The organism is Aliidongia dinghuensis, from assembly GCF_014643535.1.
Lineage (GTDB): Bacteria > Pseudomonadota > Alphaproteobacteria > ATCC43930 > CGMCC-115725 > Aliidongia > Aliidongia dinghuensis.
In genome coordinates this window covers 89,959-105,509 of the sequence record NZ_BMJQ01000013.1, presented here as the reverse complement: position 1 = coordinate 105,509, position 15,551 = coordinate 89,959, and the positions used below count along the sequence as shown (strand labels likewise).

Annotated in this window: 14 protein-coding genes; 9 read left to right on the top strand and 5 right to left on the bottom strand. The window is 67.3% G+C overall.

Going from position 1 to position 15,551, the window contains the following annotated elements:
- Positions 1 to 34 precede the first annotated feature (34 nt).
- Positions 35 to 793, top strand: coding sequence for a MipA/OmpV family protein (locus tag IEY58_RS23290; RefSeq protein WP_189050279.1), 759 nt, complete (start codon positions 35 to 37; stop codon positions 791 to 793).
- A 2-nt stretch (positions 794 to 795) separates the two neighbouring features.
- Here IEY58_RS23290 and IEY58_RS23285 read toward each other — a convergent pair whose 3' ends face one another.
- From IEY58_RS23285 to IEY58_RS23275, 3 genes are all read right to left on the bottom strand, one after another.
- Complete coding sequence (locus IEY58_RS23285; RefSeq protein WP_189050278.1) at positions 796 to 1,683, bottom strand: amidohydrolase family protein; 888 nt, start codon at positions 1,681 to 1,683, stop codon at positions 796 to 798.
- 76 nt (positions 1,684 to 1,759) lie between these two features.
- Positions 1,760 to 2,788 (bottom strand): extracellular solute-binding protein, encoded by a 1,029-nt coding sequence (locus IEY58_RS23280; RefSeq protein WP_189050276.1) that lies wholly within the window; start codon positions 2,786 to 2,788, stop codon positions 1,760 to 1,762.
- An 11-nt stretch (positions 2,789 to 2,799) separates the two neighbouring features.
- Positions 2,800 to 3,831 (bottom strand): NADP-dependent oxidoreductase, encoded by a 1,032-nt coding sequence (locus IEY58_RS23275; protein WP_189050275.1) that lies wholly within the window; start codon positions 3,829 to 3,831, stop codon positions 2,800 to 2,802.
- A 217-nt stretch (positions 3,832 to 4,048) separates the two neighbouring features.
- On the opposite strand from IEY58_RS23275, the gene IEY58_RS23270 reads away from it, so the two are divergent.
- From IEY58_RS23270 to IEY58_RS23245, 6 genes are all read left to right on the top strand, one after another.
- Positions 4,049 to 5,716 carry an NAD+ synthase gene (locus tag IEY58_RS23270; protein ID WP_229743903.1) on the top strand — a complete coding sequence of 556 codons (1,668 nt, stop codon included), beginning with the start codon at positions 4,049 to 4,051 and terminating at the stop codon, positions 5,714 to 5,716.
- Positions 5,717 to 7,045 (top strand): glutamate--tRNA ligase, encoded by a 1,329-nt coding sequence (gene gltX / locus IEY58_RS23265; protein ID WP_189050273.1) that lies wholly within the window; start codon positions 5,717 to 5,719, stop codon positions 7,043 to 7,045.
- Positions 7,046 to 7,158: 113 nt separating this feature from the next.
- Positions 7,159 to 8,547: a cysteine--tRNA ligase gene (gene cysS, locus IEY58_RS23260; RefSeq protein WP_189050272.1), complete on the top strand. Its 1,389-nt coding sequence runs from the start codon at positions 7,159 to 7,161 to the stop codon at positions 8,545 to 8,547.
- Between the two features lie 4 nt (positions 8,548 to 8,551).
- Complete coding sequence (locus IEY58_RS23255; RefSeq protein ID WP_189050271.1) at positions 8,552 to 9,301, top strand: RNA methyltransferase; 750 nt, start codon at positions 8,552 to 8,554, stop codon at positions 9,299 to 9,301.
- 213 nt (positions 9,302 to 9,514) lie between these two features.
- Positions 9,515 to 10,129 (top strand): 30S ribosomal protein S4, encoded by a 615-nt coding sequence (rpsD, locus tag IEY58_RS23250; RefSeq protein ID WP_189050270.1) that lies wholly within the window; start codon positions 9,515 to 9,517, stop codon positions 10,127 to 10,129.
- 105 nt (positions 10,130 to 10,234) lie between these two features.
- Positions 10,235 to 11,554, top strand: a complete 1,320-nt coding sequence (locus IEY58_RS23245; RefSeq protein WP_189050268.1) for a hemolysin family protein — start codon at positions 10,235 to 10,237, stop codon at positions 11,552 to 11,554.
- Positions 11,555 to 11,578: 24 nt separating this feature from the next.
- On the opposite strand, the gene IEY58_RS23240 is transcribed toward IEY58_RS23245, so the two are convergent.
- Complete coding sequence (locus IEY58_RS23240; RefSeq protein ID WP_189050266.1) at positions 11,579 to 12,727, bottom strand: hypothetical protein; 1,149 nt, start codon at positions 12,725 to 12,727, stop codon at positions 11,579 to 11,581.
- Positions 12,728 to 12,898: 171 nt separating this feature from the next.
- Positions 12,899 to 14,629 (bottom strand): DUF885 domain-containing protein, encoded by a 1,731-nt coding sequence (locus IEY58_RS23235; protein ID WP_189050264.1) that lies wholly within the window; start codon positions 14,627 to 14,629, stop codon positions 12,899 to 12,901.
- Positions 14,630 to 14,751: 122 nt separating this feature from the next.
- On the opposite strand from IEY58_RS23235, the gene IEY58_RS23230 reads away from it, so the two are divergent.
- Both IEY58_RS23230 and IEY58_RS23225 read left to right on the top strand, forming a co-directional pair.
- The gene (locus tag IEY58_RS23230; protein ID WP_189050262.1) at positions 14,752 to 15,069 is read left to right on the top strand and encodes an ArsR/SmtB family transcription factor; all 318 of its coding nucleotides are present in this window, start codon (positions 14,752 to 14,754) and stop codon (positions 15,067 to 15,069) included.
- Positions 15,062 to 15,547 (top strand): SRPBCC family protein, encoded by a 486-nt coding sequence (locus IEY58_RS23225; protein WP_189050260.1) that lies wholly within the window; start codon positions 15,062 to 15,064, stop codon positions 15,545 to 15,547. Before IEY58_RS23230 ends, IEY58_RS23225 begins: the two co-directional genes overlap by 8 nt.
- The last annotated feature ends 4 nt before the right edge of the window (positions 15,548 to 15,551 follow it).

Genomic DNA, 15,551 nt, shown 5'->3' with positions numbered 1-15,551 from the left:
CAGGAACGGAGCAATCGGTCGGTGGGGCGTGGCCATGGCGGGATGCCTCGTCGTGCTGTCCCCGGCGGCGCGGGCGGAGGACGACGAGGCCCCGACCGGTGGCCATGGGCGGGTCTGGAACCTGACCTTGGGCGGCGGCGTCGGGGTGATCCCGCACTACGAGGGTGCCGACCGCAGCCGGATCGAACCTCTTCCCTTTTTCAGCGCCAGCTACCGCGACATCGTCAGCCTCGGCATCGAAGGCCTGGGCGTAACTGTCTTCCGGGCGGATGGCTTCTCGGTGACGCCGACCATCGGCTACGACCGCGGCCGCAAGGAATCGACCGACAGCAACTTGAAGGGGCTGGGCACGATCCAGGCGGCGCTGACGGCCGGGGTCGTGCTCAAATATGAGACCGGGCCGTTCTCCTTCGCGCTCGCCCCGCGCGAATCGGTCATCCAGAACCGGGACGGCTTCGAGGCGACCGTCTCCGGCACCTATGCCTGGCGCCCGACAGCACGTCTCAGGGTCTCGTTCGGGCCGGAACTCACGCTCGCCGACAACCGGCGCGAGCGGACTTATTTCGGCGTCGATGCGCTGCAGTCGGCGCGCTCCGGCAAGCGTCTCTATAACCCGAGCGGCGGCGTCGAGAGCGTCGGCGCTGCAACTACCGTGAGCTACGCGCTCGACGACCATTGGCAGCTCATGACGCGACTCGCGGACGACGTGCTGGTCGGCGACGCGGCCGACAGCCCGATCGTGCGGTCGAAGAACCAGGCGACGGTCATGACCGGCGTCACCTATCACTTCTAAGTTCAGTCGCCGAAGCCGTAGAGGCGGGCAGGGTTCTCGACCAGCACCAGATGCCGCTGCCGTTCGTCCGGCACCCAGGTCTGGAGCAGGTCGAGCAGCTCCCCGTCGTTCGCCATGGGGCCGTCGATCGCGACATGGGGCCAGTCGGAGCCCCAGACGAGCCGCGTCGGGTCGGCGTCGAGCAGTGCCTGCGCGAAGGGGATCGTGTCGCGATAGGGCGGGCCTTCGACCGAGATGCGGTTGGCGCCGCTGAGCTTGACCCAGGTCCGCCCCTCGCGCACGAGCCGCAGCAGCTGCTTGAAGCCCGGATGGTCGACGCCCGCCGAGGTCGGTATGTGACCCATGTGGTCGATCACGATGTCGACCGGCAAGCGGGCGAGCCGGGGGGCGAGGGCAGGGAGCGTGCGGCAGTCGAGCAGCAGCTGGATATGCCAGCCGAAGCGCTCGATCCGCCTCGCGAGATCTTCCAGGTAATCCATCGAGACGCCGCCGCGGAACAGCATGTTGAGCCGGACGCCGCGGATACCGTTGCCGGCCATCCGGGCGAGCGCGTTGTCCGTGATGCTCGGGTCGATGACGGCGATGCCGCGCAGGCGATTGCGGTGCTTGGCGAGCGCATCGAGCGTGCAGGCATTGTCGGTGCCGAACACGCTCGGCTGCACGACGACGCCGCGCTCCAGCCCCAGCGTGTCGAGCAGGTTACGATAGGCGGCGAGCGGCGCCTCGGGCGGCGTGTAGCTGCGGTCGTCCTGCAGCTCGAACAGCTGGAACGGGCCGATCACATGGGCGTGGCAGTCAGTGGCGCCGGGCGGCATCGCGAAACTCGGCGGCCGAGGCCACGGGTCGGGACCTTGGCAAAGCGGCGCGTCATCCTCGTCCGACTGGCTCATGTCGTCTGCTCCCGGTTCCGAAGACAAGGTGCTTTGCGACGATACCCGCGAGACTTCCTTGGGCTAACCCCGCCGGCTATTCCCAGCCGGCCGCGGCCATCGCCGCCTCGGCCGCAGGCGTGAGCTTGCCGAGCTCGCCTACCGCCGAGGCATCGATCTTGAAGCGCCCGAGCCCGGCCAGCACCGGCGCCGCGTCGACGCCGGCCACGACCGGATATTCAAAATTGGCGGCGGCGAACAGTTTCTGCGTGTCCGGCTGCAGCAGGAATTCCAGCAGCTTCGCGGCCGAGCGGGGATGAGCCGCCCAGCGCGAGATACCGGCACCGACGATGTCGATCACAGTGCCGCGGTTCGCCTGATTGGGAAAGACGATCCCGACGTTGCTCACGACTTCTTGCTCCGTGACCTTGTCTGACGCCGCGAAACGGGCCCAGTAGCGCGTGTTGACGATCGAGACCGAGCCTTCGCCGTCGGCCATGGCCTGCAGTTGGTTCGTGTCGCCGCCCTGCGGCGGACGCGCCAGATTGGCGACCAACCCCTTGGCCCATGCCTCGGTCGCACTCCCGCCCAAGCTCGCGATCATCGACGCGACGAGCGCCTCATTATAGGGGCTCGTCGCCGAGCGGACCAGAATCTGGCCCCGGAATTTCTCGTTCGTCAGATCCTCGTAATTGGCGAGATCGGATGCCGCGAACCGATCCTTCTGGTAGGCGATCACGCGCGCCCAGTAGGCGAGGCCGACCCAGCGTGCGTCCTTGTCGCGCAGGGCTGCCGGCACGGCCTGAAGCGCCGCCGCAGACGTGATCGGCTGCAAGAGGCCCGCATCGGCGCAGCGCGCGAGCGTGGCGGCGCCGACCGACAGGATGAGGTCGGCCGAGGTGTTGGCTCCCTCCTTGGTCAGCCGCTCGAACAGCGGGTCGAAGTCCTCGTCGACCACGTCGACCGGGATGCCGGTCGCCTTGGTGAAAGCCTCGAAGACCGTGGCGTCCTCGGCCTGATGCCGGGTCGAATAGACCGTGAGCGGCCCCTGTCTATCGCCTGCTCGTGCCGATGGGGCCAATGGCAGAAGGGCCAGGGCGACAGCCAGAAGGTGCGTGAATTTCATAGGGCCAAACTTCATGAGCCGGACGGATCCGCGACATGGATCAACTGCTTGCCGAGATTCTTGCCCGCGAGCATGCCGATGAAGGCTTCAGGTGCGCGGGCCAGCCCCTCCGTCACATCCTCGCGATAGTGGACGAGGCCACCGCGCAGCCAGGCGCTCATGTCGGCCAGGAACTCGGCCCGGCGCGGATCATAGTCGAACACGAGGAACCCTTCCATCCGCGCGCGCTTGGCGAGGATCGTGCGCATCCAGCGGGCACCTGTGTCCTGGGTTTCGAGCTTGTCGTAGATCGCGACCGCGCCGCAGATGATGATCCGGGCCCGGAGCGCCACGTTCATCATGGCCGCGTCGTGGATGGCGCCGCCGACATTGTCGAAATAGACGTCGACGCCATTGGGCGCGAGGGCTGCGATCTCGGCCGAAAGCGCCGTCGCGTCCTTGCCGCGATAATCGATCGCCGCGTCGAAGCCCAGATCCTTCGTCACATAGGCGCATTTGTCGGCGCCGCCGGCGATGCCGATCACGCGGCAGCCCTTGAGCTTCGCGATCTGCCCCACGACCTGGCCGACAGCGCCTGCGGCGGCGCTCACCAGCACGGTCTCGCCGGGCTTTGGCTGGCCGATGTCGAGCAGCGCGAAATAGCCGGTCATGCCCGGCATGCCGAGCACGCCCAGATAGTAGGAGAGGGGGGCGGCCTTGCCGTCGACCTTGATCAGCCCCTTGGCCGGCAGCGCCGCGTATTCCTGCCAGCCGGTACGGCCGAGGACCGTGTCGCCCGGCACGAAGGTCGGGTCGTTGGATGCCACGACCTCGCTCACCGTCTCGCCGATCATGACCTCGCCGATCTGCACCGGCTGGGCGTAGGACTTGGCCTCGCTCATGCGGCCGCGCATGTAGGGATCGAGCGACAGATAGAGCGTGCGCAACAGGACCTCGCCCGTCGCGGGCACCGGGATCGGCGCCTCCTCCAGGCGGAAATCCGTCGGCTGCACCGGTCGGTTGACCGGGCGCTCGGCGAGTGTGATGCGATGGTTGACCGGCATGAGGCCCCCTCCAAGGCACGGGAAAGGCGCGATAGTAGCGCGCCCGGCGCGCGCGGTCTGCGATCCTGCGCCGGGGGCGCCCGGATGTCATCCATGCGGAGACCGCTGGTCTCCTCCGCACGGAAACGGTGGCTGCGTTGACATGGATCGGCCCGGTTTCTAGGTTTCCGGAAGGCGGCGGCAATGTTCGCGCGCATCCATGAGAGGCCCTGATCCCGTGCCGAGTACCGATCGTCTTAAGATCTCCCTGGCGCAGCTCAACCCGACGGTCGGCGACATCGCCGGCAACGCCGCGAAGCTCAAGGGCGCACTCGCGACCGCGCGCGACCAGGGGGCAGACCTCGTCGTCTCACCCGAGCTGTTCCTGGCCGGCTACCCGACCGAGGACCTGGTGCTGAAGCCGGCCTTCCTCGACGCGATCGAGCAGGCGGTCGACGCCCTCAAGCAGGAGACCGCGTCCGGCGGGCCGGCGTTGCTGGTGGGTGCTCCCTGGCGGCATGAGGGGCGAGTTTATAATGCCGCCCTGCTGCTCGATCGCGGCGAGCTCAGGACCGTCCGCTTCAAGCACGACCTGCCGAACTACGGCGTGTTCGACGAGAAGCGCGTGTTCGCCGCCGGCTCGCCGCCGGGGCCGATCGCGTTTCGCGGCGTGCGCCTTGGCGTCATGATCTGCGAGGACATGTGGACGCCGGACGTGACCGAGACACTCGAGGAATCCGGCGCGCAGATGCTGATCGTCATGAACGGCTCGCCGTTCGAGGCGGACAAGCAGGACGAGCGCGTGCAGCTCGCGGTCCAGCGCGTCAAGGAGAGCGGGCTCGCACTGCTCTACGTCAACCAGATCTGCGGCCAGGACGAGCTGGTGTTCGACGGTGCCTCCTTCGCGCTCGACCGCGAGTGCCGCCTCATGCTCCAGGCGCCTTCGTGGCAAGAGGCGGTTGTGCCGACCGACTGGCGGCTCGACGACGACGAGCGCTGGGTAATCGAGCCTGGCCTGATGGTACCGCCGGAGGAGGGGTTGGCCGCCACCTATCAGGCGATGGTGCTGGGCCTGCGTGACTACGTGACCAAGAACCGCTTCCCGGGCGTCGTGCTCGGCATGTCGGGGGGCATCGATTCGGCGCTGTCGGCGGCGGTTGCGGCCGACGCGCTCGGGCCCGACAAGGTGCATTGCGTGATGCTGCCTTACCACTACACCTCGTCCGACAGTCTCGAGGACGCCGAGGCTGCGGCCAAGCTCCTGGGCGTCGATTATCGCTCGGTCGCCATCGCGCCGGCGGTCGAGGCGTTCGGGGAGATGCTGGCACCGGCCTTTGCCGGGCGCGACAGCGACATCACCGAGGAGAACCTGCAGTCCCGCGCCCGGGGCATCACGCTCATGGCGCTCTCGAACAAGTTCGGCTGGATGGTGCTGTCGACCGGCAACAAATCCGAGATGTCGGTCGGATATGCGACGCTCTACGGCGACATGTGCGGTGGCTATGCGGTGCTGAAGGACATCTACAAGACGACCGTGTTCGCGCTCGCGCGCTGGCGCAACGCGAACAAGCCCGCGGGAGCACTCGGCCCCGACGGGCCGGTCATGCCGGAGCGCATCATCACCAAGCCGCCGACCGCGGAACTGAAGCCCAACCAGAAGGACCAGGACACGCTGCCGCCCTACGACGTGCTGGACGATATCCTGGAATGCCTGATCGAGCGCGAGATGACGCCCGATGCGATCGCGGCGCGCGGCCATGCGCCGGACACGGTCATGCGGGTCTGGCGCATGCTGGACCGGGCGGAGTACAAGCGTCGCCAGGCGCCCCCGGGCGTCAAGACGACGCGCCGCGCCTTCGGGCGGGATCGGCGCTACCCGATCACCAATTCGTTTCAGGGCGGCTGAGTGACCCCCATTCTGCGTTTCGCGCCGAGCCCGACGGGCCGGCTGCATCTCGGCAACGTCCGAACCGCCATCGTCAACTGGCTCTATGCCAGGAAATCCGGTGGCCGGCTCATGCTGCGCATCGACGATACCGACCTCGAGCGGTCGACGGCGGAACATGCCGTCGCGATCGAGACCGATCTCAAATGGCTCGGTCTCACCTGGGATCTGTTCGTCCGCCAGTCGGACCGGTTCGCGGAATACGCCGCCGCGGCCGACAAGCTGCGCGCGTCGGGGCGGCTCTATCCGTGCTTCGAGACGCCGGAGGAGCTCGAGCTCAAGCGCAAGCTGGCGCTGTCGCGCGGCCGGCCACCGATCTACGACCGGGCGGCCTTGAAGCTGACGCCGAAGGAGATCGCCGACAAGCTTGCCGCCGGCGAGAAGCCGACCTGGCGCTTCAAGCTCGAGCGCGGCACGACGGCCTGGACCGATCTCGTGCGCGGCCCGGTCGAGATCCAAGCCGGCAGCATGAGCGACCCGGTACTGATCAAGGCCGACGGCCAGCCGCTCTACACGCTCTCCTCGGTCGTCGACGACATCGCGTTCGAGATCACGCACATCATTCGCGGCGAGGATCACGTCGCCAACACGGCGGTGCAGATCCAGCTGTTCGAGGCTCTGGGCGGCAAGGTGCCGACCTTCGCCCATTTCTCGCTGATCGCCGACGCGCAGGGCGGCAAGCTGTCGAAGCGGGCCGGCGCCATCAGCCTCGAGAACTTGCGCGACGACGGCATCGAGCCGATGTCGATCCTGAGCCTGCTCGCCAAGCTCGGCACGTCGGACCCGATCGAGCTCCGCACCGATCAGACCCAGTTGGTGGGCGAATTCGACATCGCGAAGTTCGGCCGCAGCCAGCCGAAACTCGATATCGTCGAGCTCGAGCATCTGAATGCCAAGCTGATGCATGCACTGCCGTTCGAGGCTGTCGCCGACCGGCTGCCGGCCGGCGCCGATGCCGCGTTCTGGGACGCCGTGCGCGGCAATCTCCTGCGTCTGTCAGATGCGGGCGTCTGGTGGCAGGTCGTGCATGGCGAGATCACGCCGGACGTGAACGATAGGGATTTCATGGCGACGGCGGCTGGCCTATTGCCGGCGGGCCCGTTCGACGGCGACAGCTGGGCGCGCTGGACCGAGGCGGTCAAGGCCGAGACCGGGCGCAAGGGGCGGAGCCTGTTCCTGCCGCTGCGCCTTGCGCTCACCGGCCTCGATCACGGCCCGGAACTGGCCCGGCTCCTGCCGCTCATCGGGCGGGACAAGGCCTTGAAGCGGCTCGAAGGCCATGCGGCGTAGCGCCGGCGGCGTTTTGCGAGGGTGTGCCTGTCCGGACTAGCGCTGGACTTGCGCGGCCTCAGCACCGCATAAACCCTTCGGATCAGCCGTCTTCGCCCGAGAAAGAAGCGCCCGTGCCGCTCACGCTCCACAACACCGCCACCCGCCGCAAGGAAGCCTTCCGGCCGATCGACCCGACGAACGTTCGCATGTATGTCTGCGGACCGACGGTTTATTCCTATGCCCATATCGGCAACGCGCGGCCGGTCATCGTGTTCGACCTGTTGTTCCGCGTGTTGCGCACGGTCTATGGCGCGGACCATGTGACCTACGCCCGCAACATCACCGACGTCGACGACAAGATCATCGCGGCGGCGGCAAAGAGCGGCGAGACGATCCGCGAGGTGACGGAGCGCACCGGCCGCCAGTACGACCTGGACATGGCGGCGGTCGGCGCCCTGCCGCCGACGCTGACGCCGCGCGCGACCGAGCATATCGGCGAGATGGTGCGCATGATCGAGACGCTGGTCGAGCGCAGTCATGCCTATGTTGCCGAGGGGCATGTCCTCTTCTCCGTCGCCTCCCTGCCGACCTACGGCAGCCTGTCCGGCCGCAATCTCGACGACATGATCGCCGGCGCCCGGGTCGAGGTGGCGCCCTACAAGGCGGCTCCGGCCGACTTCGTGCTGTGGAAGCCGTCCAAGGACGGCGAGCCCGGTTGGGACAGCCCCTGGGGCCGCGGCCGGCCCGGCTGGCATATCGAATGCTCCGCCATGTCGGAGGCGCATCTGGGCGAGACCTTCGACATCCATGGCGGCGGCGTCGACCTGATCTTCCCGCACCATGAGAACGAGCTGGCGCAGAGCCTGTGCGCGCATGGCGGCAAGCCGTTCGTGAACGTCTGGATGCACAATGCCTTCCTCGACTTCGCCGGCGAGAAGATGTCGAAGTCGCTCGGCAACATCGAGACGGTCCATGATTTGCTGAAGCGCTTCCCGGGCGAGGCGCTGCGCTATGCCATGCTGTCGGCGCAGTATCGCGAGCCGTTCGATTGGAACGATGAGCGGGTGCGCGAGGCCAAGGGGGCGCTCGACCGGTTCTACGGCGCCTTGCGCGCCGTGGCCGACGTGACGCCCGCCTATCCGGCCGAGCCGCCGGTGATGGCACCACTCGCCGACGACCTCAATACGCCGCAGGCCCAGGCCGTGCTGCATGAGCTCGCGACCGCGCTCAACAAGGCGAAGACCCTGACGGCGAAGGCCGAGGCCAAGGGCGCGCTGCTTGCGAGCGGCGAGGTCATGGGCTTCTTGGGCGAGGATCCCGAGGCCTGGTTCCGGTGGCGGCCGGAAGGAGCGGGCGGGCTCGATGATGCCGAGGTCGAGCAGTTGATTGCCGCCCGCATCGAGGCGCGGGCCCGCCGTGACTTCGCCGAGGCCGACCGGATCCGCAAGGAACTGACCGACGCCGGCATTTCGCTCGAGGACGGGCCCGGCGGCACGATCTGGCGCCGCGCGGAGATCTGAGCCTATGAGCGCTGAGCCCATGGTTGGGGGCCTCGCCGTCATCCTGTGCGAGCCGCAGCTGGGCGAGAACATCGGCGCCGTGGCGCGGGCCATGCTGAACTGCGGGCTCACTGACCTGCGCCTGGTCAATCCGCGCGACGGCTGGCCGTCGGAGCCGGCACGGGCGGCCGCCGCCGGTGCCGACATCGTGATCGACGGTGTGCGGCTGTTCGACACGACCGAGGCGGCGATCGCCGATCTCCAGCATGTCTACGCGACGACGGCGCGGCTCCGCGACATGGTGAAGCCGGTAATGTCGCCTGATGCTGCGGCCGACCGCATGGTCGCCGAGACCGCGCAGGGCGGCCGCTGCGGCGTGCTGTTCGGGCGCGAGCGTTCGGGCCTGACCAACGACCAGGTGGCGCTGGCCGACGCGGCCGTCACCTTCCCGCTCAACCCGGGCTTCACCTCGCTCAACCTGGCGCAGGCGGTGCTGCTCATCGGCTGGGAATGGCGCAAACGCACGGCCGAGCCGATGCCGGCCGAGACGGTGCCGGCAATCTCGCCACCGGCGACCCACGGCGATCTGGTGCACCTGTTCGCCCATCTCGAAGCCGAGCTCGACACCGGCGGCTTCTTCCACCCGCCGGAAAAGCGCGGCCACACGATCCGCAACCTGCGCAACCTGCTGACCCGCGCCAACATGACCGAGCAGGACGTGAAGACGCTGCACGGCGTCATCACCGCGCTGGTCCAGCTCAGGCGGCGGGGGTGAGGGCGCTGCGGCTAGGATGCGCATCGGCCATGCAAAGCGGGGCGGGCGGTTGACACGGGCCCGCGACGCCGTATAGTCCGCGCCTTCCCATTCCCGGGAATGTGGGGTTCCCGCCTTTGCGGGGGCTGCCCGCCTCCGTGGCCTGAGGGCAGGTCTGACGGGGGACTACCGGGACAATAGGGGACCGAAAACGCGGTCCCGAACGAGAGTGCCATGAGCAAGCGTCAGGAATCCAAGTACAAGATCAACCGCCGCCTCGGCGTCAACCTGTGGGGCCGCGGCAAGAGCCCGCTCAACCGCCGCGAATATGGTCCGGGCCAGCATGGTCAGCGCCGCAAGAAGCCGACCGACTACGGCACGCAGCTGATGGCCAAGCAGAAGCTCAAGGGCTATTACGGCAACATCGGCGAGCGCCAGTTCCGCCGCCTCTATGACGAGGCCGTGCGCCGCCGCGGCGACACCGGCGAGAACCTGATCGAGCTGCTGGAGCGCCGTCTGGACGCGGTCGTCTACCGCATGAAGTTCGTGCCGACCGTGTTTTCCGCCCGCCAGTTCGTCAACCACGGCCATGTCACCGTCAACGGCAAGCGCGTCAACATCGCGTCCTACCAGGTGAAGGACGGCGACACGATCGAGGTGCGCAACAAGTCGAAGCAGATGGCGCTGGTGCTGGAGGCGGTCGCCTCGGGCGAGCGCGATTTCGCTGGCTATCACGAGGTCGATGCCGGCTCGCTCAAGGGCAAGTTCGTCCGTGCGCCGAAGCTCGCCGACGTGCCCTATCCGGTGCAGATGGAGCCGAACCTGGTCGTCGAATTCTACTCGCGCTGATCCGGGATCGGTCCGACCGATTTTGGGAAAGCCGCCCTCCGGGGCGGCTTTTCTTTTATGCGCGAAGGGCTTGAGGCCGATCGCCCATCCGGCGGCGCCCGTGCTATGATCCCTCAGACCGACATGCTGCTCGAGATCCTGCTCCTCCTCTTCCTCGTTGTGCTCAATGGCGTTTTCGCCATGGCGGAGCTGGCGCTCGTCGGAGCCCGGCGCACCCGCCTGCAGGCCGCCGCCAACAACGGCAACCGGGGCGCGCAGGCAGCGCTGGCGCTGCTCAGCCAGTCCGGGCGCTTTCTCTCAACCGTCTCGATCGGCATCACGCTCATCGGCGTCAGCGTCTCGACCATCGGCGGCGATACTTTCGTAAACCCGCTCGCGGACGTGCTGGCAGACATCCCGGGGATCGGCGACTACGCCCATCCGCTTGCCGTCGGCATCATCGTTCTCAGCATCTCGTTCCTGACCGTCGTGATCGGCGAGCTGGTGCCGAAGCGCATCGCGATCAGCCATCCAGAAGCGATATCGCTGAGGCTTGCCCGGCTCATGACGCTGGTGATGCGCGTCGTTTCGCCAGCGGAATGGTTCTTGAGCGGTGCCACCAATCTCGTGCTCAAGCTGGTTCCGATCTCGAAGCCCTCCTCCACGCCGGTGACGGAGGAGGAAATCAACCTGATGATGCGCGAAGGGGCGGCGGCCGGCGAATTCCACGAGGCCGAATCCTCGATCGTGCAGATGGCGCTCCGGCTCGGCGACCGGCACGTCGACGCGATCATGACGCCGCGCACCCAGGTCGAGCTTATCGACATCGAGGACGGGCTCGAGGCCAATCTCGAGAAGATCAAGGCGTCGGACTTGTCGCGTTTCCCGGTGGTCGAAGGCGGCCCGGACAATGTCGTCGGCATCCTGCAGGTCAAGGATCTGCTGGCGGTGGCGCTGGCCGGGGAGAAGGTCGACCTGCGCGCGCTCATTCGGCCGCCGCTCTACGTGCCGAACACGGTACCGGCCCTGAAGCTGCTGGAGACGCTCCGCAAGACGGGCGAGCCGCTGGCGCTCATCGTCGATGAATACGGCGATTTCGACGGGATCGTGACCCTGCACGACATCTTGCAGGCGCTGGTCGGCGATATTGCCGAGCAGGGCGAGACGGCGGAACAGGGCATCGTCAAGCGCGCGGATGGCTCCTGGCTGATCGAGGGCCTGACGCCGGTCGACGACGTCAAGGACGCGCTGGGCTTGAAGGCGCTGCCGGAGGAGGATACCGGCGACTTCCACACGCTGGGCGGCTTCCTCATGGCGCGCATGAAGCGCGTGCCGCGCGTCGCCGACCACATCACGGTCGACGGCTGGCGCTTCGAGGTCGTCGACATGGACGGCCACCGCGTCGACAAAGTGCTGGTCGTGCCGTCGTCGGTTGGGGCGAACTAGGGTGAAAAGCTGATTGTGATGGTTTCAGGTGACCGTCGAAAGGGGCGGTGCGGTGTTGGTCCGTCTCATGCCGGTTCTCCGGCTCCGCCCGAGCACATAGCCCGTCACCAAGAGCGATAGGGCCGCGACCGAAAACGCCGCCCAGGTCAGAAGATCGAACTGACGGAGGAAAACTTGCGCCCGCGAGATCAGGTCGTCTCGCGCCGGCTCGCCGAGAGCGTGAATTGTGTTCGCCGCCGTGACGAAGTCGTTGAGCTCTTTCGCGACATTACTCGCGTTCGTTGCGGCGGTCTGGACGTTGGCCAGTTGCGCGCTGAGGTCTGCCAGCGCTTGCTTTTGCCCTGCCACCTGCTTCTGAAGATCCGTTGTCCCCGTCTCGGCTGTCGAAATGTTTGCGCTGACCCTGTCGAGGCGCTCGCCCAGCTGATGTTCCGAAACATCGACCTTTTCGTTCAGCTTGGCCAACGCCTCTTGAGCGGCCTTAGTGTTGGTCTGCATTGAGTCGACAATGCGCTGTGCCTCGATCGCTGCCTTTGCCGCGTCGTCTTTCACGAGCGCGATTTCGCGCTTAGCCGCCGTCGATGCTTGATCGACTTCCCCGACAATCCCACTGAAATGCACAGCGCCGAAAACGGTCCCACCGGCGAGGAGCACGACGACGAACGGCGTCACCCTGCGGAGCTCCTTGTAGAACAGGTCTTTGACCTCGCTATTCACCTGCGCCCGAAATTCGTCGCTGATCAGGGCAACCGGCATTCCTTCAACAATGCGGATGGCCGTGTCGATCGTCTCTCGGAGCCTCGCCGCGATCTCCTTCTCGTCGAGCGGTGGCGGTGGCGGTGGTGGAGGCGCCGCCGTCTGGTCTCCCTCCTCCGTTGCCTTCGTGCGCCGTCGCGAGCGCGTCGTCGTTGTGCCGTCTGCTGAACTTGGCAGCCGTTCGACCTGTTTTCGAAGCTCGGCGAAAATCGGGGCGCCACTCAATGCCACCTCGATTTCGGCTTTCCACGACGCGAGGCTTCGGCCGTCCTGCGTGGAAAGGGCGACGAGGCGACGAAGCCAGCCGACGCGTTGCTCGTACGACAGCCCGGCCGTTTTTTGATCAGGCTTCTTGCCGGGTGTTTCGCGTTTCAGGCCAGCTGCACCGAGCACTTTGGTTGCGATGGGAAGAACCATGTTGAAGTTCCTCTCGCATGACGCGGGACGATAAGATCCACACGAGCGACGAGAAGATAGCGCATCCAGTTACCTTTAAAGTGTGGCAATGCACACAAGATCGAGGAGCGGCGTTGGCCAACGCCTGGCCGAAACCATCCGTGGACGGCCGCTGCTGATTGGATTTTCGACCTAGGCGGCGCGCGCGGCGACCCAGTCTCCGACCAGTTCGCTGAGGATCGGCAGCGGCACCGAGCCGTGGCCCAAAAGCGTGTCGTGGAATTGGCGCCGGTCGAACCGGTGGCCGAGCTTCGCCTCGGCCTCGGCGCGGAGCCGCAGGATCTCGATCAGGCCCACGGCATAGGACGTCGCCTGGCCGGGGAAGACGAAATAGCGGTCAACCTCGATCGCGATGTTGAGCGGCGATTCCGCCGTATTCTCGGTCATGAAGCGGATCGCCTCGTCGCGGCTCCAGCCCTGGTGGTGGATGCCCGGGTCGACGACCAGGCGCGCGGCACGCCAGGCCTCCATAGAGAGCCGGCCGAAATCGGCGTAGGGATCCTGGTAGAAGCCCAGTTCCTTCGGGAATTTCTCGGCATAGAGCGCCCAGCCCTCGGCGTGGGCGTTGCAGATGTCGAGCCGGCGGAACAGCGGCAGCCCGTCGAGCTCCATGGCGATCGCGATCTGCAGATGGTGGCCGGGCACGCCCTCGTGATGCATCAGCGCCTCGATCTGGTAGATCGGGTTCTGCGCCACGTCGACGAGGTTCACCTCGAGATAGCCCGGCCGGCTGCCGTCGCTGGCCGGCTGGGTATAGAAGGCGGCCGTTGCCGAGCCTTGATTGAATCCCACCATCGGCGTGACCTCGAGCGCTGCCTTCGGCAGCCGGCCGACGATGTCGGACAAGCGGCGCTGCATGGCATCGACCGTTGCCTGGGCGCGGGCAAGATAGGCGGCCTTGCCGGCGGCGTCGTTCTCGAGATGCAGCTCGGGCGCCTCGCGCATCCAGGCGATGAACGCTGCGAGGTCGCCCGCAAACCCGACGCGCGTCATGATCGCGTGCATCTCCTCATGGATGCGCGCGAGCTCGCGCCGGCCGAGCGCGCTCACCGCCTCGGCGGAAAGCTCGAGCGTGGTCTCGCGGCGCAGCAGGGCGGCATAGGCTTCGCGCCCGCCGGGGAACCGGCAGAGGCCGTAAGCCGGCTCTACCTCCGCCTCGAGCCGCTCAATCGCGGCGATGAAGCGGCGATAGGCCGGCCCCATGTGCTGGCCCAGCGCCGCCGTCGCCGCGGCAGCGAGCGCCGCCCGCCGCTCGTCCGGCAGGGCGAGGCGATCGAGCTTGGCGGTGAAGTCGGCGAGGAGCGGGCTCGTGCCGCCCGGCCCGAACGGCTGGCCGGTGACGAGCGCCCGTGCCGCGGCGATCATCTTGGGATAGGTCAGGCCGGGTGCCGCGATGCCCCTGGCCCGGCGCGCCTCGACCGCGCTCAGCAGCTGGTCGATCGCCGGGCCGAGTCCGGCGAGCCGAGCCACGTAGGCCTCGGCATCGGCCGGTGTGGCAATCTGATGGGCCGTCACCAGGGTCATCGGCAGCAGGCTGTGCGGCCCCAGCATGTGGGTGACCGGGTAGAGCAGCCAGCGGTGCGGCTCGAGCGCCAGGCGCTGGCGGCAACGCTCGGAGAACAGGCGGTGACTGAGCCGGCCTTCGGGGCTGAGGCCATCGAGCGGGAAGCCGCGCTCGAGCTCGCCCAGCAGCCGTTCGGCCAGGCGGAACTCCGCCTCGCGCCCGGCATCCGATTGGTCGCCCCAGCGCGCCTTGCCCTCCGGCCGGCCCCACATGGTCGCGACCTCGGGCATGAGCGTCAGCTCCTCGCGGAAGGCGTCGTCCAGGAACTGGTTGAGGCGAGCGTCGGCGGCGTCGGGCATTGGGGATCTTTTCGAAGGGGAGGGGCTGGGGGGAAGGAGGCGGCATTCAAGCACGAACCAGCCAGCTTGGCGCGCGTCTTGACATGCAACTAAATGGTTGCCTATTGTTGAGGCCAATGAGCATGGATCAAGTCTTCAAGGCCCTGGCCGATGCCAGCCGCCGGCAGCTGCTGGACCGGCTGCACCAACGCAATGGCCAGACCTTGGGCGAATTGTGCGAGGACCTCGCCATGAGCCGCCAGGCGGTGACCAAGCATCTGGCGCTGCTTGAGGCGGCGGCGCTGGTCACGACCGTCCGGCGTGGGCGGGAGAAGCTGCATTACCTGAACCCGGTGCCGATCCACGAGATCTACGAACGCTGGATCGGCAAATACGAGCGCGACAGCGTGGCCGCACTCGGGCGGCTCAAACAACGCTTGGAGGAGAGGCAAGATGAATAAGCCGGATTTCGTCTACGCGATCTACATCGCCGCACCGATCGAGCGCGTCTGGGCAGCGCTGACGCAAGGGGCGGTCAGTCGCGAATATTGGGCCGGGCGGGAGATCGAATCGGCCTGGACCCTCGGCGCGCCGGTGCGCTTCCGCATGGCCGACGGCCGCTATGACGGCGTGCAAGGCGAGGTGCTCGCGATCGACCCGCCCCGGCACCTCGCGATCACCTGGACCTATGCCGCCGCGGGCGTGACCCCGCCGCCGCCGACACGCGTGACCTTCACGCTGGAACAGGCGAGCCCGGCCAATGTCCGCCTCACGGTGGTGCACGAGATCTGGGCCGAGGGCAGTGAGGTCGAGGATTCGGTCCGGAACGGTTGGCCAGCGATTCTCTCAAGCCTCAAGAGCTATCTGGAGACCGGCGAAGCGCTCGACTACACCAAGCGCTGGGTCGCGGAACCCTGCAAGGGCGCGAGTGCCGCCTGAAACG